Below are 22,749 nucleotides of genomic sequence, written 5' to 3' on the forward strand. Positions count from 1 at the left end.
CATGCGGGTGCTCGTGATCGGCTCGGGCCTCGCCGGGCTCGCGACCGCGATCGGCGCGCACGACGCCGGCCACGACGTGCGCGTCGTGACGAAGGCCGCCGCGGACGCCGGTTCGACCGCCCTCGCCCAGGGCGGCATCGCCGCGGCCGTCTTCCCCGGCGACTCGGTGCAGCGCCACATCGACGACACCCTGGCCGCGGGCGCGGGGCTCTCCGACGCCCACGCCGTGCGGGTGCTGTGCGAGGAGGGGCCGGCAGCCGTCCGCGAGCTCATCCGCCACGGCGTACCGTTCGACCGGGACGCCTCGGGCATGGCCCGGGGGCTCGAGGCCGCGCACTCGCGGCCGCGCATCCTGCACGCCGGCGGCGACTCGACCGGCCGCGCCGTCGAGGATGCGCTGCTCGCCGCCGTGCGCTCGCGCGGCATCGAAGTGGTCGAGCGGGCGATGCTCGTCGACCTGCGCCTCGCGGGCGGCCGGGCCGTGGGGGCGCGGATGCTGATCGACGACGACCTCGTCGACCTCGACGCCGACGCGGTGGTGCTCGCCACGGGCGGCTGGGGGCAGCTCTACGGCCGAACGACGAGCCCCGCGGTCGCCACGGGCGACGGCGTCGCCGCCGCGCTGCGCGCGGGCGCGGCCGTGGCCGACCTCGAGTTCACGCAGTTCCACCCGACGGCGCTCGCCGTCGAGGGCGCGCCGCTCATCAGCGAGGCCGTGCGCGGCGAGGGCGCGATCCTCGTCGACGAGTCCGGGCACCGGTTCCTGCTCGACGACGACCCGCGCGGCGAGCTCGCACCCCGCGACGTCGTCGCGCGCGGCGTGCACCGTGCCATGCTCCGCCAAGGCGGCCGTCCCGTGCTGCTGGACGCCACCGCGCTCGGCGCCGAGTTCCTCGCACGCCGCTTCCCGGGCATCGACCGCATCGTGCGCGAGCACGGATTCGACTGGGCGGCCTCGCCGATCCCCGCCGCCCCGGCCGCGCACTACGCCATGGGCGGCGTCGTCGTCGACGACCTCGCCCGAACGGGCATCCCGGGGCTCTCGGCGGTCGGCGAGGTCGCCCGCACCGGCGTGCACGGCGCCAACCGCCTCGCGTCGAACTCGCTGCTGGAGGCCGCGGTCTTCGCCGCTCGGGCGGTGGAGGGGCTCGACGCCCCGGGTCTCGCCCACGCTGGTCGAGGAGCGGCGCAGCCGCGTATCGAGACCGACGCACCAGGTCTCGATACGGCCCTGGCGGGCCTACTCGACCGACGTGGGGCGACCTCCGCTGGTCGACGAGCGGCGGAGCCGCGTCTCGAGACCGACGCACGAGGTCTCGATACGGCCCTGGCGGGCCTACTCGACCGACGGGGGGCGGGTCTACTCGACCGACGGGGGGCTGGCCTACTCGACCGACCCTTCTCGCGGAGCGCGCTGCAGGCGCTCATGCACGAGCACGTCGGCCTCGTCCGCGACGCCGACGGTCTGACGGCCGCACTCGCGCAGCTCGAGGCGTGGAGCGCCGACCTCCCCTCCGAGTGGGTAGTTCCTGCGGGTGCCACGCCCTCCCGACCCGCGATGCCTACCCACTCGCGAGAGGGGTTCGAGGACCGCAACCTGCTCGAACTCGGCCTCGCGACCGTGCGGGCCGCCCTCGCCCGCACCGAATCGGTCGGCGCGCATTACCGCAGCGACGACGAGCACGCCGCGGCACTCCAACCGGTCGAGGAGGCCGCATGAACCCGTCCCAGCGCGAACTCGACCGTCTCGTCGGGACCTTCCTCGACGAGGACGCGCCCTGGGGCGACCTCACCGCCGAACTGCTCATCCCCGCGGACGCGCGCGCCGAGGCCGCCCTCGTCGCCCGTGAGGCGGGCGTCTACTCGGGCGCCGACGTGTTCGCGACGGCGTTCCGCCTCACCGACCCGCGCATCGAGGTCGAGGCGCTCATCGCGGACAGCGACGCGTTCGACGCCGGGCAGACGCTCGCGGTCGTGCGGGGGCCGGCGCGAGGCATCCTGACGGGCGAGCGCGTCGCCCTGAACCTCGTGCAGCGCATGAGCGGCATCGCGACGCTCACCCGGCGCTACGTCGACGCCGCGGCCGGCACGCGCGCGCGCATCGTCGACACCCGCAAGACGACGCCCGGACTCCGCTCGCTCGAACGGCAGGCCGTGCGCGACGGCGGCGGCCGCAACCACCGCCGCTCGCTCTCCGACGCGGTCATGGCGAAGGACAACCACCTCGCCGTGCTCACGGCCGGCGGACTCGACCTCGCCGACGCCCTGCGCGCGCTCCGCGACCGGATGCCCCACACCGCGCACCTCGAGGTCGAGGTCGACCGTCTCGACCAACTGCCGGCCGTGCTCGACTCGGGCGTCGTCGGCACGATCATGCTCGACAACTTCACCACGGCCGAGCTCGCGGCCGGCGTCGAGCTCATCGCCGGGCGCGCCGTCGTCGAGGCCTCGGGCGGCGTGAACCTCGACACCGTCGCCGCGATCGCCGCGTCCGGCGTCGACGTCGTCTCGGTCGGCGCGCTCACCCACTCGGCACGAGCGCTCGATCTCGGGCTCGACCTCGAACTGGATGCCCCGGCGCGATGATCTACCTCGACCACGCCGCCACGTCCCCCGTCCGCCGGGAGGCGATCGAGGCGATGTGGCCGTACCTCACGGGCGAGTTCGGCAACCCGTCGAGCGTGCACGGCATCGGCGACCGGGCGGCCCACGCCCTCGCCGACGCCCGCGCCTCGGTCGCCGAGGTCCTCGGCGTGCGGCCGGGCGACGTGGTCTTCACCTCCGGCGGCACGGAGGCCGACAACCTCGCGGTGAAGGGCCTCGCGCTCGGCACCCCGCGCGGACGGCACGTCGTGGTCTCCCCGATCGAGCACGAGGCCGTGCTGGAGTCGGCCGACGCGCTCGCACGGCTCCACGGGTTCGCCGTCTCGGAGGCCGTGGTCGACGGATTCGGCCGCGTCGCGCCCGACGCCCTCGCCGCTGCGCTGCGCCCCGACACCGCGCTCGTGAGCCTCCACTACGCCAACAACGAGGTCGGCACGGTGCAGCCGATCGCCGACCTCGCCCGACTCGCCCACGAGGCCGGCGCGCTCGTGCACACCGACGCCGTGCAGGCCGCCGGCTGGCTGCCGCTCGGCCTCGATTCGCTCGGCGTGGACGCCCTCAGCCTCTCCGGCCACAAGGTCGGCGCGCCGAAGGGCATGGGCGTGCTCGCCGTGCGCGGCCGGCTCCCCCTCGAGCCCGTCCTGCACGGCGGCGGTCAGGAGCGCGGGCGGCGCTCCGGCACCGAGAACGTCGCGGGCGCCGTCGCCCTCGCGACCGCGCTCCGCCTCGCCGAGGAGGAGCGGGCGGGCCTCGTCGAGCGCATCGCCGCACTGCGCGACGGCTTCGTCCGTCGCATCCTCGCCGGCCTGCCCGACGCCCGCCTCACCGGCGACCCCGTCGACCGACTGCCGAACCTCGCCTCGTTCACGCTCGCGGGCGTCTCCGGCGAATCCGTGCTGCTCGAGCTGGAGCGACGCGGCGTCATCGCCTCGAGCGGCTCGGCCTGCGCGGCCGGGCGCGACGAGCCGAGCCACGTGCTCACCGCCATGGGCGTGGATGCCCCGCTCGCCCAGACCGCCGTGCGCTTCGCCTTCGGCCGCACCGCGAACGCCGAGGAGCTCGCGGCGGCGGCGTCCGCAATGCTCGACGCCGTCGCGGCCGTCGGCGGTATCGTGACGAAATGAGCGACGAGCAGGATTTCGAAGACGAGTCGACCGCCGACGAGCTCGGCGACCGCGAAGCCGAACGCGAAGCGGCCGAGACCGACCGGAGGGCCGGGAACTGGCTGCCCGAGGGCCAACGCACCGACGGCCCCGCGCCCGCACCCTGAGCACGAGGACGCGCCGAGACGCGAACGGGCCGGTCTCCCGAGGGAGACCGGCCCGTTCGCATTCGGGCTCAGCCCTCGCAGTCCGGTCGGCAGGTGCGCTGCGTCAGCGCGTCCACCAGCACGGTGCCGAGGTCTTCCGGCTTCTCCGCCGAGTACGCGGCACCACCGGTGACCTTCGCGATCTTCGTCATCGCGTCCAGGTCGGTGTCGGGACCGAAGCCGATCATGATGACCGGCACCTGCTGCTCGGGCGCCTCCTGCTGGAGCTGCTCGAGGTTCGCGAGGAGCTGGTCGAGCGAGAGCCCCTCGGTGTCGTCCTCGTTCTTGCCGTCCGTGATGAGGAGCACGGCGTTGATCTTGTCGGCGTCGTACGTCTCGCGGACGCGCTTGACGGCGGCGAAGGTGGAGTCGTAGAGGGCCGTTCCGCCGCCGAGACGGCCGGGCAGCGACTGGATGACGCCCGCGATCTGCTGGGTGTGGGCGGCGTCCGCGAGCGGCTCGATCGGCAGCAGGTCCTCGTAGTCGAGGTCGCCGTTGCGGCCCGACGAGAAGATCCACACGCCCAGCTCCATCTCGCCGGAGAACTTCGACACGGCGCCCATGGCCGCCTGCTGGAACACGTCGATGCGGCGCAGGCCGTTCGAGGCGGGTTCCTCCATCGAGCCGGACACGTCGATGACGGCGAGGAGGCGGGTGCGGAGCGTCAAGACGCCCCACGTGCGCAGGAGTTTGAGCTGGTTCTGCGCGTCGTCGGCGGACGGAGCGGGACTCGCGGTCGCGACGATGCCGGGCGCCGTGACGACGCCCTCGCCCTTGCCGTCGCGGAAGCCCGCCTCGGTGAACACGTCGGCGGCATCGCGCAGCGCCGCCTCGAACGCGTTGACGGCGTCGGTCAGGCCGTCCTCCGCGGACAGGTTGCCGACGCGCACGAACGGGTAGCCGACCGAGACCGTGCCGTCCTTGGGGAAGACGGCCGCGAGCTGGTCGCCGGTCTCGGCGCGGTTGAACTCGACGACGTCGTGCTCGCTCGCGATCGCGACCGTCGGCTTGGGGGCCGCGACGATCGAGCCGAACGCGGCTTCCGTCGAGGCGGGGATCGCTTTGCCGAGCTCGATGAGGGCGGCGTTGAGCCGGCGCTGGTCGCCGCCGTCGGCATCCGAGAGCGCCGCGAGCCCGGCGAGGCTCGCCGATGAGCCCTCGGGGTCGGGCAGCACGGCCGCGACGCCGGCGTCGAGGATGCTCGTCCAGGACAGCGAGTCGCCGAAGTCGCCCGCGCGCGCCGCCGGCGTCGCGAAGATGACGGGCGTCGAGGCGACGGGCTTGTCGACGTCGACGCGAGGGGCGGCTCGGCCGAGCGAGGAGCTGACCGAGTACATGCGGTCGACCCAGACCTCGCCGTCCGGGATCCAGACGTCGGCGGCGATCTGGCCGCCCGAGGCGAGCACCGCGGCCGTGTCGGCCGGGCTCTGCGACGCGACGCTCGTCTCGGTGCAGCCGGTCTCATCGAAGTCGGCGGCGATGCTCTCGACCACGTCCGCGATCGACGCGGAGGCGACGACGTCGATCGCGACGGGATCGGCGCAGCCGGGCTCCTGCGCGGTGGACGCGGTCGCATCGAGGATGCCGGATGTCGCGACGACGTAGCCGCCGCCGGCGATCAGCCCGAACGCCACGACGATGGCGACGACGGGGACGAGGAACTTCGGACGCGGCTTCGCCGCGGGCTTGACGCTGTGACGCCCCACGCTCGCTCAACTCCATGGCGGACCGACGGCGCACGGGACCGCGCCGTCGAACCTTCTCGGGAACCCCCGGACGGGGGAAGGTCGTGCATCAGGATACAAACGAATCGCACCGGTTCCGGACGCTTGGGGAATAGCGCTCCGGACCGATGGGTTGCGGGAGGAGTCGCCGGAGCCGGCGGCCGCTGCATTTCCGACTCCGAACCGACGGGACGACACGTGACCGAATCCGCCGCCGACCTCCGCCCAGACACCGGATCGCTGCCCGCGACCCGGACCGTCGGCCCTGCCGAACGACGCGTGATCTGGCTGCTGCTCGCAGCCGCCTTCGTCGTCATCCTCAACGAGACGATCATGGGCGTCGCGATCCCGCACCTCCAGATCGACCTCGGCATCGACCTCGCCGCCGCGCAATGGCTGACGACCGGCTTCATGCTGACGATGGCCATCGTCATCCCGATCACCGGCTACCTGCTGCAGCGCTTCCCGACGCGTCCGATCTTCATCGCGGCGATGTCCCTGTTCTCGGCGGGCACGCTGCTCGCGGCCCTCGCGCCCGGCTTCGAGGTGCTGCTCGCCGCACGCGTCGTGCAGGCCAGCGGCACAGCGATCATGATGCCGCTGCTCATGACGACCCTCATGGAGCTCGTGCCGCCCGCCGAGCGCGGCCGCTTCATGGGACGCGTCTCGACCGTCATCTCGGTCGCCCCCGCGATCGGGCCGACGCTCTCCGGCCTCATCCTGAACTTCCTGTCGTGGCGGTTCATGTTCTGGTTCGTGCTGCCGATCGCGCTCGCGATGCTCGTCATCGGCATCCGCAAGGTCGAGAACGTCAACGACCCCAAGCCGACCCCGATCGACCCGTTGTCGGTCGTGCTCGCGGCGTTCGGGTTCGGCGGGCTCGTCTTCGGCCTCACCCTCATCGGCGAAGCCGCCTCGCACGATCCGTCGATGCTGATCATCTCGCTCACCGTGGGCGTGCTCGCGCTCGGCACCTTCGTGTGGCGCCAGCTGCGACTGCAGCGCTCGGAGCGCGCGCTGCTCGACCTCCGCACGTTCCGTTCGGGCAACTTCGCCGTGTCGCTCGTCGTGATGGCGATCATGATGATGGCGCTGTTCGGCACGATCATCCTGCTGCCGGTCTACCTGCAGCAAGTGCTCGGGCTCGACCCGCTCGCGACCGGACTGCTGCTGCTGCCCGGCGGCCTGCTCATGGGCCTCATCGCGCCGGTCGTCGGCCGCCTCTACGACCGCGTCGGCGCCGCGCCGCTGCTCGTGCCCGGCACCGCGCTCGTGAGCGCCACCCTGTGGGGGCTCACGCTCGTCGGGCCGGCCACGCCGGTCTGGGTGATCCTCGGCGCGCATCTCGTGCTGAGCGCCGGTCTCGCGCTGTCGTTCACCCCGCTGTTCACCTCGGCCCTCGGCTCGGTCGCCCCGCCGCTCTACTCGCACGCGTCGGCGACGGTCGGCACCGTGCAGCAGGTGGCGGGTGCGGCGGGAACGGCGCTGTTCGTGACGATCGCGGCGACCGCCCAGGCGGCCTCGATGGGGTCGGCGTCGGTCGCGGATGCCGCGGACGTCGCCGCGGGCGTCCAGGCGGCGTTCCTCATCGGCGCGATCATCTCCCTCGGCGCGGTCGCCGGAGCGTTCTTCGTGCGCAAGCCGGCGGACGCCCCGGAGGGCTTCCACGGCGGCCACTGATCGGCGGGAGTCGCGAGGTCTCGATGCGCGGCTCCGCCGCTACTCGACCAGCGGTCAGCGGGTCGCGAGGTCTCGAGACGCGGCTCCGCCGCTACTCGACCAGCGGTCAGCGGGTCGCGGGGTCTCGATACGCGGCTCCGCCGCTACCCGACCAGCGGTCAGCGGGTCGCGAGGTCTCGAGACGCGGCTCCGCCGCTACTCGACCAGCGGTTCTGCTCCGCCGCGACGCGACCGGCGGCTTCGTTCCGACCCTCCCGACGGGCCGCGCCACGAATCCGGTCGCGCCCGCGGCGCGCCCGAACGCGGGGCGGGCGGAGCCCGCCTTCCGCGTAGACAAAACCGTACGGGGGCCGAGCGACGCCGTTGTCGCTCGGTCCCCGTACGGGCTCGGTGCCGCCCGCGCCGGGGCGGCGGTCTATCCGCAGTCGGGCCGGCAGGTCCGCTGCGAGAGTGCGTCGACGAGCACGGTGCCGAGGTCTTCGGGCTGCTCGGCGAGGTAGGCGGCGCCGCCGGTCGACTTGGCGATCTGCGTCATGGCGTCCATGTCGGTGTCGGGGCCGAACCCGATCATGATGACGGGCACCTGTTTGGTGGGGTCGTCGGCCTGCAACTGCTGGAGGTCGGCGAGGAGCTGCTCGAGGGAGAGCCCGTCGGTGTCGTCTTCGTTCTTGCCGTCGGTGATGAGCAGCACGGCGTTGATCTTGGTCGGGTCGTAGCTCTCGCGCACCCGCTGCACGGCGGCGTAGGTCGTGTCGTAGAGCCCGGTGCCGCCGCCGAGCCGGCTGGGCAGCGACTGCACGAGGGCGCCGATCTGCTGGGTGTGCGCCGAGTCGGCGAGCGGCGCGATCGGCACGACGTCTTCGTAGTCGAGGTCGCCGTTGCGGCCCGTGGAGAAGAGCCACACGCCGAGCTCGACCTCGCCCGAGAACTTCGACACGGCCCCCATGGCGGCCTGCTGGAACACGTCGATGCGGCGCAAGCCGTTTGAGGCGGGCTCCTCCATCGAGCCGGACACGTCGATGACGGCGAGGAGGCGGGAGCGCAGTGTCAGCACGCCCCAGGCGCGCAGGATGCCGAGCTGCGCGGCGCCGTCCTCGACGGCGGGAGCGGGCTTCGAGGTGGCAAGGACGCCGGGGGCGGAGACGACGCCGTTGCCCTCGCCGTCGCGGAAGCCGGCTTCGGTGAGCCGATCGGCCGCTCCGCGCAGCGCCTGCTCGAGACCGCTGACGGCCGCGGCACGGTCGCCGTCGGCGGCGACGTCGCCGACGCGGACGAACGGGTAGGACACCGACACGGTGCCGTCGGTCGGGAACACGGCGACGAGCTGGTCGGTGTTCTCGTCGCCGTTGAACTCGACGACTTCCTGTTCGCTCGCGATGGCGACGGTGGGCTCGGCGGCGGCGAAGACGCTGCCGAATGCGGCCTCGGGCGAGGCCGGGATCGACTTGCCGAGCGCGATCATCGCGGCGTTGAAGGGTCGCGGGTCGCTCTGGTCGGTGTGCGCCGAGAGTGCGGTGAGGCCGGCGAGGCTCGCCGCGGACGACTCCGGGTCGGGCAGGAGCGCGGGGAGATCGGCGCCGAGCACCGAGGCCCAGGAGAGGGAGACGTCGCCGAAGTCGCCCGCGCGGGCGGCCGGCGCCGCGAACACCACCGGCGAGGAGGCGACCGGGGATCCGACCTCGACGGCGACGGCGTCGCGACCGAGCGACGTGGCGATGGAGTTCATGCGGTCGACCCAGACGCTGCCGTCGGGCACCCAGACGTCGGCCGGGACCTCGCCGCCGGCGGCGAAGACCGCCGCGGTGTCGGCGGAGCCCTGCGCGGTGACCTCGGTGTCGGTGCACCCGGCCTCGTCGTAGGCGGACGCGATGTCGTCGAGCACGCCGGCGATGGAGGGCGCGGCGATCACCGAGAGCTCGGTGCGGCCGTCGGCGCATTCGCCGCCGCCGCCCACAGCGGCCTGCTCGCCGATCGCGGCGAAGACGCCGGACTTGACCACGAACGCGCCGCCGCCGGCGATGAGCGCGATGGCTGCCGCCGACGCGACGAGCGGCATGACGATCTTCGGCATCGACCGCGCGGCCGGATTCGAGCTGTGGCGCCCCATCGTTCACTCCATGGCGACCCGGGGGCGCCATGCAGGAGCAGCACCGCCGAATCCTTCTCGGGAACCCCCCGAGGGGGGAAGGATTTGCCACATAGTACAAACGTTCCGCCGCATCCGCGAACCGATGTCGCGGAATCCGAAATCCGACTCCGTTCGTGACGCCCATCCCGTCATTTCACGAGGCGCGAGCGCAATCGGTCGGCGAGCACCGTGCCGCCGGTCTGGCAGGTCGGGCAGTACTGGAACTCGGAATCGGCGAAGACGACGCGGCGCACTTCGTCGCCGCACACCGGGCAGGCCTCGCCCGTGCGGCCGTGCACGCGCATCCCGCGCCGCTTGGCGTCCTTGAGTTCGGCGGCGGGCTTGCCGGATGCCTCGCGCCGAGCGGACTCGAGGGTCTCGCGCATGGCGGCGTAGAGCCGGGCGACGTCCTCCGGCGCGAGGTCGCCCGCGATCGCGTCCGGCGACATCCGCGCGGCGTGGAGGATCTCGTCGGAGTAGGCGTTGCCGATGCCGGCGAGCACGCGCTGATCACGGAGCACGCCCTTGATGCGGTGCCGCCGCCCCGACAGGATGCCCGCGAACTCTGCCTCGCCGAACTCCGGCGCGGACGGGTCGGGACCGAGCTCGGCGATGCGCGGCACGTCTTCGAGGCGGCGCACGACCCACACGCCGAGCGACTTCTTCGAGCCGTACTCGACGAGGTCGAAGCCGCTGCCGTCGTCGAGGCGCACGCGGAGCGCGATCGGCGAGCGGCCGGGACGGACCGGAGCGGTCGGCTGGGTTTCGGCCCAGCGCAGCCAGCCTGCTCGCGCCAGGTGCACGACGAGGTGCAGCGGATCCCCGGGGGTCGAGAGGTCGAGGCCGAGGAACTTGCCGCGGCGCCCGGCGCCGACGACGGTGCGGCCGACGAGCGCGCCGACGGGCGGGTCGTAGGTCTTGAGGGCGGCGATCTCCGCGACGTCGACCCGCTCGATCACGCGGCCGCTCGCGCGCTCGCCGAGGTACTCGGCGAGCGCGGCGACCTCGGGCAGTTCGGGCATGCGCGCCTCCCCCGTGCTTGGGCTCACGGGCATCCTGGCACCGACGGCCGACACCGTCGGGAATCGGAGGCGGAACTGCGCGGCGCCGCCCCGAGCAGGTCGGGGCGGCGCCGGGGCGTGCGGATCGGGTCGATCAGGCCGCGTAGGAGTAGAAGCCCTCGCCCGTGGCGACGCCGAGCTTGCCCTGGTCGATGAAGCGCTCCTTCAGCAGCTTCGCGAACGCCTGCGCCTTCGGATTCGGGTTCGCGATCGACACGTTGTAGGCGGTCGTGAGCCCGACGACGTCGAAGATCTGGAACGGGCCGGCCGGGGCGCCGGTGCCGATGCGCCAGGCGGCGTCGACGGCCTCGGGCTCCGCGATGCCGTCGGCGTAGAGCTGCCCCGCCGCGTCGAGGAGCGGCACGAGGAGGGAGTTCAGCAGGTAGCCCGGCTGCTCCTTGCGGATCTCGATGGGGACCATGCCGATCTCGGCGGCGAACGCCGAGACCGCGGCGAACACGGCCGGGTCGGTGCCCGGGTGGCCCATGATCTCGCCCGTGTTGTGGATCCAGATCTCGTTGGCGAAGTGCAGGGCGAGGAACTGCTCGGGCCGGCCCGTCCAGTCGGCGATCGCGGACGGCAGCAGGGTCGAGGAGTTGGTGGCGAAGACGGTTTTCGCCGGTGCGACGTCGGCGAGCTTCGCGTACGTCGCGCGCTTGACCTCGAGCGACTCGGGCACGGCCTCGATGACGAGGTCGGCGTCCCGGACGGCGTCGGCGAGGTCGGCGCTCAGGCGGATGCGGGCGATCGCGGCATCGGCCGCGCCGTCGGCCGCACCGGGGACCTGGGCCCGGTAGATGTCGGCGAGCTTGGCGAACCTGGCCGTCGCGGCTTCGAGCGCCTCGTCGCTGATGTCGTAGGCGACGACGGGGAACCCGGAGTAGGCGGTCTGGAAGGCGATCTGCGAGCCGAGGACGCCCGTGCCGAGCACGGTGATCTGGTGGAACTGCGACATGTTCTGTCTTTCTCTGCGGATGACGCCGGGCTCGGGTCGGGCCCGGCGAACGGTCACTCGGGTTCGCCGAGCGGTTCTGCGGGCGGCCGGCCGGCGGCCTCGAAGCGATCGAGGTCGGCGGCGAAGCGCGCGACCTCCTCGTCGGTCCAGCCGTCGAGCTGGGCGGCCACGTCGGCCTGGAGCAGCGCGATGGCGGCGTCGTACTCGCGCCGGCCGGCCGGGGTGAGCTCGAGCGGACGGCCGCGGCCCTCGGCGTCGGCCTCGCGCACGAGCCCGAGCGCCACGAGTCCGCCGACCTGGCGGCTGACGGTGGAGCGGTTCAGCCGGAAGGCGGCGGCGAGGTCGACGGCGCGGGTGCCGGGGTGGTCGACGAGGTGGGTGAGGAGGGACTGGTCGACGACGCTCAGCGAGGACCGGACCCGCCGTGCGTCGGCGACGCCGCGCCGGGACACGACGATGAGCGAGTGCAGGATGCTCCGCGCGTCGGTCTCCCGTGCGATTTCGGCGTGCTCGCCTTCCCGTTGCATTCTGCAACTGTAAACCTCACTGTTGCATCGTGCAACCGACGTCGCGGGCCGCTCCGACGGCCCGCCGCTTGGGCCATCGGCGGCCTCGGGGCCAAGATGGTCCCGGCGGCGCGCACGCGCCCCGAGCACGGACACCCGGGAAGGCGGCCACGATGGCTCGCGACGACGCGAACGCGGATCGAACGCGGTCCACGTCGCCGTCGGGCATCCTCGCGCTCGTCCTCGCCTGCGGGCTCGCGAGCGGGCTCGCGGGCTGCAGCACCCCCGTCGAGCCCGCACCGAGCGAGCCGCCTGCGACCGAGACCGCCGTCGAGACGCCCGAGCCGTGCGTCGAGGACCCCGTCGCGGTCGCCGATCGACCCGTCGGCCCCGCGACCCTGAATCCCCTCGACACGGGCATCGCCGCGCAGCTCGACGGCACCGTGCAGGACGCCCTCGCCGACACCGCCGCGGACGGGGCGGTCGTCGGGGTGCGCACCCCCGACGGCACCTGGACCGCCGCGTTCGGGCTCGCGGACCCCGCGTTCGGCATCCCCATGACGGTCGGCACGCACACCCGCCTCGGCTCGGTGACGACGGCCTTCACGACGACCCTCCTCCTGCAGCTCGAGCAGCAGGGCGTGCTCGCGCTCGACGACCCGGTGAGTACGTACGTCCCGGGAGTCCCGAACGGCGAGTCGATCACCCTGCGGCAGCTCGCCGACGGCACCTCCGGCCTTGCGGACTACTCGCGCGGCACCGACCTCGCCGCGGCCCGCGACGCCGACCCTCGGACGGTCTTCACGCCGCAGCAGCTCCTCGACGCCGCCTTCGCCGAGCCGAGCGTCGCCGCACCGGGCGCGGAGGCCACCGGCTCCCCGACCGACGCCGTCCTGCTGGGCGTCGTGCTCGAGGCCGCCACCGGCACCGACGTCGGCACGCTGTACGGCACGGGCATCCTCGGGCCCCTCGGCCTCGAGCAGACGAGCTGGCCCGGCGACTCGCCGGAGCTCCCCGCCCCCGACGCGTCCGGGGCGACGTGGCAGGGCGACGCGGCGACCCCCGAGTCGCCGAGCGACGCCACGAGCTGGAATCCGTCGTGGGCGTTCGCGTCCGGTGCGCTGGTGGGCGAGATCGGCGATCTGCTCGACTGGGGTCGCGCCGCGGGCACCGGGCAGGGAGTGCTCGACCGCGACCACGCGATCGCGCGCCTGGCCTTCCCCGACGGCGACGCGCAGGCGCTCGGCCTGACCTGCATGGACGGCTGGATCGGCGCCGACGGCAGTATCGCCGGCTACAGCACGAGCGTCTACTACGACACGACGACCGACACGACCGTGGCCGTGCAGACGAACACCGATCTCGGCACCGGCGACTGCACCGAGATCGGGGCTCCGCTCGAGAACGACGCGGACCTGCCGTGCCGCACCGCGGCCATGCGGATCTTCGTCGCGCTCTCCGAGACGATGGGCCACGAGTTCGTCCCCCTCGCCGAGCAGGGGACGTCCGAAACCCCGTAAGGCGGTCGTACAGGCAGGACCGGTAACGTTGGCGGGTGAGCAACGTCGAAGAAAACGCCCCTGATCTGCCGAGCGAACCGGCAGGCACCCCCGCATTCGCAGACCTCGGGCTCGACGACGCCGTGCTCCGCGCACTGCAGGACGTCGGGTACGAAACCCCCTCGGCCATCCAGGCCGCCACCATCCCGCCGCTGCTGGCCGGCCGCGACGTGCTCGGCACGGCGCAGACCGGCACCGGCAAGACGGCCGCGTTCGCGCTGCCGATCCTCTCGCGCCTCGACCTCTCCGGCGAGCGCGGCCGCACCCCGCAGGCCCTCGTGCTCGCCCCGACCCGCGAGCTCGCGCTCCAGGTCTGCGAGGCGTTCGAGCGCTACGCGGCGCACCTGCCCGACGTGCACGTGCTGCCCGTCTACGGCGGCACCGGCTACGGCCCCCAGCTCGCGGCGCTCCGCCGCGGCGTCGACATCGTCGTGGGCACCCCCGGCCGCGTCATCGACCACCTCGACAAGGGCGTGCTCGACCTCTCGTCGCTGCGCTTCCTCGTGCTCGACGAGGCCGACGAGATGCTGAAGATGGGCTTCGCCGAGGACGTCGAGACGATCCTCGCCGACACCCCCGACGACAAGCAGGTCGCGCTCTTCTCGGCGACTATGCCCTCGACCATCCGGCGCCTCGCCGGCCAGTACCTCACCGACCCCGAGCAGATCTCGGTCAAGGCGAAGACCACGACCTCGGCGAACATCTCGCAGCGCTACCTCATCACCTCGTACGCGCAAAAGGTCGACGCCCTGACCCGCATCTTCGAGGTCGAGACGTTCGAGGCGATGATCGTCTTCGTCCGCACCAAGAGCGAGACCGAATCGCTCGCCGAGAAGCTGCGCGCCCGCGGCTACTCCGCGGCCGCCATCTCGGGCGACGTCGCCCAGGCGCAGCGCGAGCGCACCGTCGAGTCGCTGAAGAACGGCAAGCTCGACATCCTCGTCGCCACCGACGTGGCCGCCCGCGGCCTCGACGTCGACCGCATCAGCCACGTCGTCAACTACGACATCCCGATCGACACCGAGTCGTACGTGCACCGCATCGGCCGCACGGGCCGCGCCGGCCGCACGGGCGACGCGATCAGCTTCGTCACGCCCCGCGAGCGCCGCCTGCTCAACGCGATCGAGAAGGCCACCCGTCAGCCGCTCACGCAGATGCAGCTGCCGAGCGTCGACGAGGTCAACGCCACGCGCCTCACGCGCTTCGACGACGGCATCACGGCGGCGCTCGAGCAGACCGACCGCATCAGCCGGTTCCGCGACATCATCGCCCACTACGTCTCGCACCACGACGTGCCCGAGACGGATGTCGCCGCCGCCCTCGCCGTGCTCGCGCAGGGCGAGGAGCCGCTGCTGCTCGACCCCGAGGCCGAGCGTCGGCAGGACCGTTTCGACCGCGACCGCGGCGACCGCCAGCAGCGCGACGACCGGGGCCAGGACGACCGCTCGGGCGGCCGCGGCAAGCCGCGCCGCGAGGGCATGACGACCTACCGCATCGCCGTGGGCCGTCGCCAGCGCGTGCAGCCGGGCCAGATCGTGGGAGCGCTCGCGAACGAGGGCGGCCTCGGCCGCGACGACTTCGGCCAGATCGACATCCGCCAGGACTTCTCGCTCGTCGAGCTGCCGAGCGACCTGCCCGGCGACGTCTTCGACCGCCTCGCCGGCACCCGCATCTCGGGCCAGCTCATCGACCTGCGCCCGGACCGCGGCGGCCCCTCGCGCGGCGGCGACCGCGGCGGACGCGGCGGCGACCGCTACGGCAATGACCGGGGCGGACGCGGCGGCTACGACCGCGGCGGACGCGGCGGCGGCGACCGCTACGGCAACGACCGCGGCTCGCGCGACGACCGGGGCGGGCGCGGCTACGACCGCGACGACCGCGGCCCGCGCGAGGACTCGGGCGAGCGCCCGTACCGCAAGCCGCGGCACTGAGCCGCCGGCCGGAACCGCGGTTCCGGCCGACCCGCACTACTGACGGCCCTCGGCGCGCTTCGGCGCGACGGGGGCCGTCCGGCGTCCGGCGGGCGCGGCGCGCTCGCCCTCGAGGCGCCCGATGTGGTGCTCGAGCAGGCCGAGCGCGGTACGGGCGCGGTCGGCGTCGCGCTCGCCCAGCCGCCCCGTCGAGCGGAGGGCGCGTGCGCGCACCGTGAGGGAGTGCATCCGACGGCGCGTGTCGTCGACCCACGCCCGGTGCGCGGGCTCCGGGCGACGCGTGAAGTGCTCGAAGCGGCCGAGCAGCACGGACAGCCGCAGGTCGAGGAGGGACAGGTCGGCGACGAGCGCGTCGGCGTGCTGAGCCGACCCGACCGGGCGGCGGACGGGCGTCTCCCGGACGGCCGCGAGGATGGGGTCGATCGGTGCGGCGGAATCGGCTCGGGTCTCGGGTCCCATGTCGGATCCTTTCGGAACTCCGGCCTCGGCCGAAGATCACGACGTTACCCGGCACCCCGGACAACACGTGTCACCCGCGCTCGGCGCGTCGGTCCGATCGCGCTTCCCGCGGCCATCCGGGCCGCCCGCACCCGGCGCTCAGAACGCGGCGACGAGCAGCCAGACGAAGATGAACACGCCCATCGCGAGGAACACGAGTCCGATCGCGAGGAACATCCCCGCCTTCGGGCTGCGCAGCCCGGGCCGCATGCCCGGCGCCTCGCGCTCGGCCTTGATGGTCGCCGCGAGCCAGTTGCGCCGGACGACGAGCAGGCCGCCGACGAAGAGGGCGAGCACGGCCCAGACGAGCGCGAAGATCAGGCCGGGTTCCACCCGGGAAGCCTACCCGCGCGCGCCGGCGCGTCCGTTCAGCCGCCCACCGAGAAGCCGCCGGCCGACTTCGCCGAGGTGCCGAAGCCGGTCTTGCCCGAGTTGCCGAAGCCGCCGGTGAGGGGCGCACGCGAGCCGAGCGTCGCATCCGGAGCCGCCTTGGAGACGACATCGGGCTGCGCGGCCGCGCCCGAAGCGGCGAAGCCGCCGCTCGTGACGCTCGACCACGAGCTCGCCCGGGACGAGTCCCAACGGGACCCCGCGAAGAGCAGCGGTCCGAGCCAGAGGCCGCCGCCGTAGTGGCCGTGGTAGGCGTCGGTGCTCTCGCAGAGTTCCTCCGGGGTGCCCTCGACCTGCTGGCCGTCGGCCTCGAGCGCGGCGATCCGCTCCCGCACGTCGGCGAGGCAGTCGGCCTCCGACTCGTAGACGGGGCGCTCGACGCCGTCGGGCAGCACGTACTTCTCGCCGTCGGCGCCGAGCACGACCTCGCCGTCCTCGGGGATGCTCGTGCAGCCCGCGAGCAGGAACAGGGCGCCGGCGACGCCGATCGCGAGCCCGACCCGTGCGGCGGGGCGCCGGGCGGCCAGCGCGTCGAGCGGCACGCCCGTGCTCCGTCGACGGGCGGCGCCCGTCGGCGAGGATGCGGCGGTCGCGACGGCGCTCGGGTCGCCGTCGGCGTCGGGTCGGCTCATGCGGATTCCTCGGCGTGGTCGGGGTCGGCAGGGCGACCGGCGGGGCGCGGGTCGGTGATGAAGTGCGGCACGAACTCGGCGAGGTCGCCCGTGATCGGGCCGCTGGTCTCGCGGATGCCGATGCCGGCGGGGGTCTCCCCCACGACCCACGAGCCCACGACCGGGGTGCGACCGTCGAAACGGGCGAAGCCCGCGCGCTGCTGGAAGACGAAGCCCTCGGCGCCGTAGTCGCCCGGCTGCTCCGCCTCGATCGTGCCGTCGGCGCGGATGAGGGTGACGTTGCCGCCCTCGCGGCCGAGCAGCGGCTTCATGACGCGGTCGACGTCGGCGAGCGGCGCGGGGCTGCGGAACGCCGGCAGCAGGTTCGGGTGCCCGGGGAAGAGCTCGTGCAGCACGACGAGGAGCTGCTTGTTGGAGAGGAGCAGTTTCCAGGCCGGCTCGATCCACGCGGTCGCTCCGCGCGTCTCGGGCAGGAGCGCGGCGAACTGCTCGATCGCCATCCACTCCCACGGGTAGAGCTTGAAGATGCGCTCGACCCGCTCCCCGTCGGCATCCACGAACGCCCGCGCGTCGGCGTCGAAGGCGAGCTGCTCGACGAAGATCTGCTTCGGGTCGAACCCGGCCTCGCGGGCCGTCTCGGCGAGGTAGGCGACGGTGTCGAAGTCCTCGACGATGAGCCGGCCGTCGCCGCCGTCGTGCAGCGAGGCGAGGTGCAGGCGGGCGCCGGGCGCGACCCCGAACCGTTCGGCCCGCACGTGCGCCCACTGCTCGACCAGCAGCTCGTGGAGGAGGTTGAACTGGTCGGACTCCGCCCCGCGCGACTCCCGCAGCCACTGCCACTGGGCGGCGGACGACTCGACGAGCGAGGTCGGGGTGTCGGCGTTGAACTCGAGCATCCGGATGTCTCGGACCTCGACGGACCCGTCGGGCCGGGCCGGGCCGTCGAGCGCGAGGTCGAAGCGCCCGTAGAGCGTCGGGTCGTCCTCGTCCCACGAGCGCTCGACGAGGTCGTGCAGCGGGGTCGGGATCGCGAACTCGGCGAAGCGGCGGTGCCGCACGACGTGCTCGACGGCGTCCATGCAGCGCGCGAAGAGCTCGGCGGTCGCCGCCTCGATCGCGTCGATCTCGGCGGAGGCGAATCCGTAGGCGGCCTCCTCCTGCCAGTACGGGCGGCCGCCCTCGGAGGGCAGGTCGTGGAACGTGAAGCCGATGCGGTCGAAGCCCGCGCGCCAGTCGGGGCGGGGCGCCTGGGCGACGCGGATCATCGGAGGATCGGGCGCGGGTTCGGGCGGTGCACGGCACGACACTAGCCGCTCGGCGGCCTCCGCTAGCCTCGTCGGATGACCACGGCCGGCACCATCGAGCGCATCTGGCGGTATCCCATCAAGTCGACGGGCGGCGAACTGCTCGACTCGGTCGAGGTCGAGGCGCGCGGACTCGTCGGCGACCGGCTCTGGGCGGTGCGCGAGTCCGACGGCAAGCTCGGCTCCGGCAAGAACGGCAAGCGGTTCCGGCGGATGCCCGAGCTGCGCGATCTCGCCGGGCGCACGAACCCGGGCGGCGTGCCGACGCTCCTCGACTCCGAAGGTCGGGTCGTCGACGACGTCGACGCGTTCCTCCGGGCGACGACGGGGCGCGACGTCGCCCTCGAACGCGAGGACGCCGTCCAGCACCTCGACTCGGCGCCCGTGAGCATCCTCTCGACGGCGACGCTCGAGTGGATGCGCGAGGCGCTGCCCGAGGTCGCCACCGACGAGCGCCGGTTCCGCCCGAACTTCCTGGTGCGCACGCCCCCGGGCACGCCGCCGTTCGTCGAGGAGACGTGGGCGGGCCGGACGTTGCGGATCGGCGAGCAGGGCGTGCGCATCGCCGTCGACCACGCGTGCGAGCGCTGCATCATGGTGAACGCCGCCCACGAGGACCTGCCGGAGTCGAACCTCGTGCTGCGCACCATCGCGAAGCAGCGCGACAACCGGCTCATGGTGCTGTGCTTCGTCGCCGGCGGCGGCATCGCCCGCGTCGGCGACGCCGTGGTGCTCGAGGACTGAACCGACCCGCTCGTCCGCGCCCGGGCCGCGCTGTCCGGGGTGCGTGCGAACGTGAGGGAATGTCCGGTATCCAGTTGCTGCGCCCCGAGGGGCTCGTCCGCAGCCCCGCCTTCAGCCACGTCGCGGTGGTGCCGCCCGGCGCGACGACGATCTACGTCGGCGGCCAGGACGCGATCGACGCCGACGGCGCGCTCGTCGGCGGCGACGACGTGGCCGCCCAGTCGATCCGTGCGGTCGAGAACGCCGAGGTCGCGCTCGCGGCGGCGGGGGCGGGCCTCGCCGACGTCGTGCAGTGGACGGTGCTCTTCGCCGCGGGCGCCGACGTCGCCGCGGGGTACGGCGCGATCGCGGGCAAGCTCGCGGCCGAGGAGCCGCCGCTCGTCGTCGCGGCGTTCGTCGCGGGGCTCGCCGTGCCGGGCGCGCTCGTCGAGGTCTCGGCGATCGCGGCCGTCGTGCGCTGAGCGACGTCCGCGCGGGCATCCGGTCGACCGCAGTCGAGCCGAGCGCGAACGAGCCGAGCGCGAAACGAGCCGAGCCCGTGCCGTCGTGCCCGGCTCGCCCGTCTGCTCAGCCGAGCGCGAGCGTCGCCACGGCGAGCGTGCAGATGCCGATGCCGATGCGCTGCGCGAGGCGGATCCGCTCGCCGAGCAGCGCCGCGGCGAGCAGCACCGTCACCGCCGGGTAGAGGGATGCCAGGACGGCGACGATCCCGAGTTCGGACGCACCCGCGGCGAGGGCGAATGCGAGGGTACCGCCGGCTCCGAGCACCCCGGAGGCGCTGCCCCAGCCGATCGCGCGCCGCCCCGGGCGCCACGGCTGCCGGAGCGCCAGGCCGGTCGCCGCGGTCAGCAGCGCGCCGATCGCCTGGTCGGCGGCGAGCGGCAGCGGTCCCGCGTCGTCCGAGAGCTGGGCGAGCGCGATGAAGAGCAGCCCGAAGCCCGCACCGGCGAGGGCTCCGTCGACGAACGCTCCGCGCGAGCCCGACGTCGCCGGGCTGCTCGTCTCGCGGGACACCAGCCAGATCCCCGGCAGCGCCACGAGCATGCCGGTCCAGGAGATCCACCCGGGCCGGTCGCCAAGGGCGGTGCCCGCCAGCACCGGCAGCGCGGCCGCGCCGACGGCGGAGACCGGCGCGACGACGCCCATCCGACCGCGCGCGAACCCGCGCAGCAGGAAGATGCTGCCGCTCGCGGAGCCGACACCGGCCAACGCGGCCCAGCCGAAATCCGACGGGATCGGACTGCCGGGCAGCACCGCCGCGTACGCGAGCAGCGCGAGGGCGCCGGCGGTCTGCCCCACGAGCGCGATCTGCAACGAGGACGCGCGTCGCGCACCGACGCCGCCGACGAAGTCCGAGGCGCCGTAGGCGACGGCCGACGCGAGGCCCAGCAGGATTCCGAGGTTCACGGCCTCGAAGATACGGGCGATGCGGTCTAGCCTGGAGAGCCAATCGGCGACCTCGCCGGTGGACCATTCGCGAGGGTGGGGGTGCGGCGATGGAGTGGGCGCGAGGCGGTCCCGATCTCCCGCTGAGCCTGGACCGGGAGGCCGGCCCCCTCGGCGTGCAGATCCAGGACCAGCTGCGTGCGGCGATCCGGGAGCGACGGCTCACCGCGAGCGACCCGCTGCCGGCCAGCCGGCGCCTCGCGGCGCTGCTCGGCGTCTCGCGGGGCACGGTGGTCGACGCGTACGAGCAACTGGTGTCCGAGGGCTACCTCGAGGCGACCGTGGGCGCGGGCACCCGGGTGGCCGCAGCGGCCGACGGACCGGCCGGTCCCCCGCACCGCGTCGCCGCGGCATCCGCCGCCCCGCTCCCCCGGCCGGTCGGGATCGACTTCGAGTACGGCGTCCCCGACCTCCGCTCGGTGCCGCTGCTCGACTGGAGCCGCGCGGTCGCCGAAGCGACGCGCACCCTCCCGACCGCGGAACTCGGCGACGAGACCGCGGGCGGCTCGCGGCACCTCCGCGAGGTCGTCACGGCCTACCACCGACGGGTCCGCTCCGGCGTCGCGGTCGCCGACGACGCCGTCATCGTCTCCGGCTTCCGTCAGGGGCTGGCGTTCTCGCTGGCGGTGCTGGCCCGTCACGGCATCCGCCGGGTCGCCCTCGAAGATCCCGGCCCGCGCGACCACGACCGCATCGCCCGGCGTGCCGGCCTGGACGCGGTGGCGGTGCCGGTCGACGACGACGGGATCGACGTCGAGCGGCTGCGCGCGAGCGGCGCGCGCGCCGTCGTCGTGACGCCCGCCCACCAGTGCCCGACCGGCGTCGCGCTCGCCCCGGCACGACGCCGCGCGCTCGTCGCGTGGGCGGACGAGGTCGACGGCGTCATCCTCGAGGACGACTACGACGCCGAATTCCGCTACGACCGCCAGCCGGTCGGGTCGCTCCAGGGGCTCGCCCCGCACCGCGTGATCGCGCTGGGATCGGTCAGCAAGACCCTCGCGCCGGCCATCCGACTGGGCTGGGTGCTGGCGCCGCCGCGGTTCGTGCCGGAGATCATGGAGGAACGACGGCTCAGCAGCCGCGGGGTGCCCGGCCTCGATCAGGAGGCGTTGGCCCTGCTGATCGAGTCCGGTCGGTTCGACCGGCACCTGCGTCGCATGCGGGACCGCTACCGGGTGCGCCGCGACGTCCTCGCCGTCGAGGTCGAGCGGGCGTTCGGCCCGGGTCGTCTGCAGGGGCTGGCGGCGGGGTGCCACGCACTCCTCCGGCTGCCGGACGGCGCCGACGAGGACGCCGTCGTCGCGGGGGCGGCCGCCCGAGGCGTCCGCGTCAACGGGGTCGGCGACTACCGGGTCCCGTCGACGGCGCCGACCGCCGAGCGGGGAGACGCGTCCGTGCCGAGTCCGCCCGCCCTCGTGCTCGGGTTCGGCAACGTGAGCCGCGACCGGATCCCGGAGGGCGTCCGCCTCATCGCCGACGCGCTCGACGACGCCGGCAGGGCTCCGCGAGTCTGATCGGCTCAGCCGAGGTCGACCGACTCGATCGCCGCAGGCCGCTCGCGGTAGTCGCCGTGGCGCGCCCAGTTCGGGATGACGCGGACGAGCACGACGCCCGGGTCGTCGAAGGACGCCGCGTACTGCGGGAACGCGGCGAGGTAGGCCGCGGTGCAGCGCTCCTGGTCCCCGCCCGCCGGCGAGTCCGCGACGCCCTCGACCTGGAGCGTCGTGCCGTCGAGGCCGCCGATCACGACCGAGACGCGGTCGTCGCGCCCGAGGTCGGCGATCTTGCGCGAACCGCTCCGCGCGTTGCACACGAGCTCCCCGGCGTCGGTCGCCGTCAGTTCGAGGAACGCGGAGTGCGGCGACCCCTCCGGACCGACCGTGGACAGCACGCCCCAGCCCTGCGCCCGCACGTACTCGATCATCCGCTCCGCCCGCATGGATCGCAGCCTAGGGGGCGGGCCTGGTCTGGGCCGGTCGCCTCAGCGCCCGTCCGCGTCGACGTCGGTGACCACGGCCGCCCAGGCGGCGGGCAGGTGCGGGTGCGGCTCGAACACGAGCGCGTGGCCCTGCTCGGCGAGGAGCGCGGCAGCCGCGGCGACGGCGGTCTCGTCGTCCTGCACCTCGCGCGGCAGGTCCTCGCTCCAGAGCGGGTCGCCGTCGGCATCCTCGAGCTGCACGCGCCAGCGCCCGTCGTCGTCGCGGAAGACGAGCGCGAGCGCCGGATCGCCGTGGAGCATGCCGCGATCCTGCCAGCGCGCCGCGGGCGCCGCCAGCAT

General features: G+C 74.0%; 22 protein-coding genes. 10 read left to right on the top strand and 12 right to left on the bottom strand.

Annotated features, from left to right (window positions below; all coding sequences use genetic code 11):
- Position 1 precedes the first annotated feature (1 nt).
- From nadB to GB864_RS06280, 4 genes are read left to right on the top strand one after another with little or no spacing between them, the layout of a single operon-like run.
- Positions 2-1,720, top strand: a complete 1,719-nt coding sequence (gene nadB, locus GB864_RS06265) for an L-aspartate oxidase (protein WP_160423487.1) — start codon at positions 2-4, stop codon at positions 1,718-1,720.
- Positions 1,717-2,586 (top strand): carboxylating nicotinate-nucleotide diphosphorylase, encoded by an 870-nt coding sequence (gene nadC, locus GB864_RS06270; protein WP_160423488.1) that lies wholly within the window; start codon positions 1,717-1,719, stop codon positions 2,584-2,586. The genes nadB and nadC overlap by 4 nt, the downstream gene beginning before the upstream one ends.
- Complete coding sequence (locus tag GB864_RS06275) at positions 2,583-3,728, top strand: cysteine desulfurase family protein (protein WP_160423489.1); 1,146 nt, start codon at positions 2,583-2,585, stop codon at positions 3,726-3,728. The genes nadC and GB864_RS06275 overlap by 4 nt, the downstream gene beginning before the upstream one ends.
- Positions 3,725-3,874 carry a hypothetical protein gene (locus GB864_RS06280; protein ID WP_160423490.1) on the top strand — a complete coding sequence of 50 codons (150 nt, stop codon included), beginning with the start codon at positions 3,725-3,727 and terminating at the stop codon, positions 3,872-3,874. Before GB864_RS06275 ends, GB864_RS06280 begins: the two co-directional genes overlap by 4 nt.
- A 68-nt stretch (positions 3,875-3,942) precedes the next feature.
- Here the strand turns inward: GB864_RS06280 and GB864_RS06285 are convergent, their stop codons facing one another.
- Positions 3,943-5,619, bottom strand: coding sequence for a substrate-binding domain-containing protein (locus GB864_RS06285; protein ID WP_160423491.1), 1,677 nt, complete (start codon positions 5,617-5,619; stop codon positions 3,943-3,945).
- Between the two features lie 216 nt (positions 5,620-5,835).
- Between GB864_RS06285 and GB864_RS06290 the strand changes: the two genes are divergently transcribed.
- On the top strand, positions 5,836-7,317 hold the full coding sequence (locus GB864_RS06290) for a DHA2 family efflux MFS transporter permease subunit (protein WP_160423492.1): 1,482 nt from the start codon (positions 5,836-5,838) through the stop codon (positions 7,315-7,317).
- 415 nt (positions 7,318-7,732) lie between these two features.
- Here GB864_RS06290 and GB864_RS06295 read toward each other — a convergent pair whose 3' ends face one another.
- From GB864_RS06295 to GB864_RS06310, 4 genes are all read right to left on the bottom strand, one after another.
- A complete protein-coding gene (locus tag GB864_RS06295) occupies positions 7,733-9,424 on the bottom strand; it encodes a substrate-binding domain-containing protein (protein ID WP_160423493.1) in 1,692 nt (563 codons plus the stop codon).
- 170 nt (positions 9,425-9,594) lie between these two features.
- Positions 9,595-10,467: an Fpg/Nei family DNA glycosylase gene (locus GB864_RS06300; RefSeq protein ID WP_160423494.1), complete on the bottom strand. Its 873-nt coding sequence runs from the start codon at positions 10,465-10,467 to the stop codon at positions 9,595-9,597.
- Between the two features lie 133 nt (positions 10,468-10,600).
- On the bottom strand, positions 10,601-11,461 hold the full coding sequence (locus GB864_RS06305; protein ID WP_160423495.1) for a 3-hydroxyacyl-CoA dehydrogenase: 861 nt from the start codon (positions 11,459-11,461) through the stop codon (positions 10,601-10,603).
- A 53-nt stretch (positions 11,462-11,514) separates the two neighbouring features.
- Positions 11,515-11,988, bottom strand: a complete 474-nt coding sequence (locus tag GB864_RS06310; protein ID WP_160423496.1) for a MarR family winged helix-turn-helix transcriptional regulator — start codon at positions 11,986-11,988, stop codon at positions 11,515-11,517.
- Positions 11,989-12,140: 152 nt separating this feature from the next.
- Here GB864_RS06310 and GB864_RS06315 point away from each other — a divergent pair, with 152 nt between their 5' ends.
- The gene (locus GB864_RS06315) at positions 12,141-13,487 is read left to right on the top strand and encodes a serine hydrolase domain-containing protein (RefSeq protein ID WP_160423497.1); all 1,347 of its coding nucleotides are present in this window, start codon (positions 12,141-12,143) and stop codon (positions 13,485-13,487) included.
- Between the two features lie 35 nt (positions 13,488-13,522).
- The gene (locus GB864_RS06320; RefSeq protein WP_160423498.1) at positions 13,523-15,457 is read left to right on the top strand and encodes a DEAD/DEAH box helicase; all 1,935 of its coding nucleotides are present in this window, start codon (positions 13,523-13,525) and stop codon (positions 15,455-15,457) included.
- A 36-nt stretch (positions 15,458-15,493) separates the two neighbouring features.
- On the opposite strand, the gene GB864_RS06325 is transcribed toward GB864_RS06320, so the two are convergent.
- From GB864_RS06325 to GB864_RS06340, 4 genes are all read right to left on the bottom strand, one after another.
- A complete protein-coding gene (locus tag GB864_RS06325) occupies positions 15,494-15,916 on the bottom strand; it encodes a hypothetical protein (protein ID WP_160423499.1) in 423 nt (140 codons plus the stop codon).
- Between the two features lie 138 nt (positions 15,917-16,054).
- Complete coding sequence (locus GB864_RS06330) at positions 16,055-16,288, bottom strand: hypothetical protein (protein ID WP_160423500.1); 234 nt, start codon at positions 16,286-16,288, stop codon at positions 16,055-16,057.
- Positions 16,289-16,323: 35 nt separating this feature from the next.
- The gene (locus GB864_RS06335) at positions 16,324-16,977 is read right to left on the bottom strand and encodes a hypothetical protein (protein WP_160423501.1); all 654 of its coding nucleotides are present in this window, start codon (positions 16,975-16,977) and stop codon (positions 16,324-16,326) included.
- Positions 16,974-18,242 (bottom strand): glutathionylspermidine synthase family protein, encoded by a 1,269-nt coding sequence (locus GB864_RS06340; protein WP_160423502.1) that lies wholly within the window; start codon positions 18,240-18,242, stop codon positions 16,974-16,976. The genes GB864_RS06335 and GB864_RS06340 overlap by 4 nt, the downstream gene beginning before the upstream one ends.
- A gap of 75 nt (positions 18,243-18,317) precedes the next feature.
- On the opposite strand from GB864_RS06340, the gene GB864_RS06345 reads away from it, so the two are divergent.
- On the top strand, positions 18,318-19,025 hold the full coding sequence (locus GB864_RS06345; RefSeq protein ID WP_160423503.1) for an MOSC domain-containing protein: 708 nt from the start codon (positions 18,318-18,320) through the stop codon (positions 19,023-19,025).
- Between the two features lie 59 nt (positions 19,026-19,084).
- Complete coding sequence (locus tag GB864_RS06350) at positions 19,085-19,486, top strand: RidA family protein (protein ID WP_160423504.1); 402 nt, start codon at positions 19,085-19,087, stop codon at positions 19,484-19,486.
- Between the two features lie 106 nt (positions 19,487-19,592).
- On the opposite strand, the gene GB864_RS06355 is transcribed toward GB864_RS06350, so the two are convergent.
- On the bottom strand, positions 19,593-20,432 hold the full coding sequence (locus GB864_RS06355) for an EamA family transporter (protein ID WP_160423505.1): 840 nt from the start codon (positions 20,430-20,432) through the stop codon (positions 19,593-19,595).
- An 89-nt stretch (positions 20,433-20,521) separates the two neighbouring features.
- Between GB864_RS06355 and pdxR the strand changes: the two genes are divergently transcribed.
- A complete protein-coding gene (pdxR, locus tag GB864_RS06360; protein ID WP_160423506.1) occupies positions 20,522-21,985 on the top strand; it encodes a MocR-like pyridoxine biosynthesis transcription factor PdxR in 1,464 nt (487 codons plus the stop codon).
- 5 nt (positions 21,986-21,990) lie between these two features.
- On the opposite strand, the gene GB864_RS06365 is transcribed toward pdxR, so the two are convergent.
- Together GB864_RS06365 and GB864_RS06370 are read right to left on the bottom strand one after the other, a co-directional pair.
- Positions 21,991-22,410: a pyridoxamine 5'-phosphate oxidase family protein gene (locus GB864_RS06365; protein WP_160423507.1), complete on the bottom strand. Its 420-nt coding sequence runs from the start codon at positions 22,408-22,410 to the stop codon at positions 21,991-21,993.
- Between the two features lie 42 nt (positions 22,411-22,452).
- Positions 22,453-22,710 carry a hypothetical protein gene (locus GB864_RS06370; RefSeq protein WP_160423508.1) on the bottom strand — a complete coding sequence of 86 codons (258 nt, stop codon included), beginning with the start codon at positions 22,708-22,710 and terminating at the stop codon, positions 22,453-22,455.
- Between the last annotated feature and the right edge of the window lie 39 nt (positions 22,711-22,749).

The organism is Agromyces seonyuensis (assembly GCF_009789225.1).
In the GTDB taxonomy this organism is placed as follows: Bacteria; Actinomycetota; Actinomycetes; order Actinomycetales; family Microbacteriaceae; genus Agromyces; species Agromyces seonyuensis.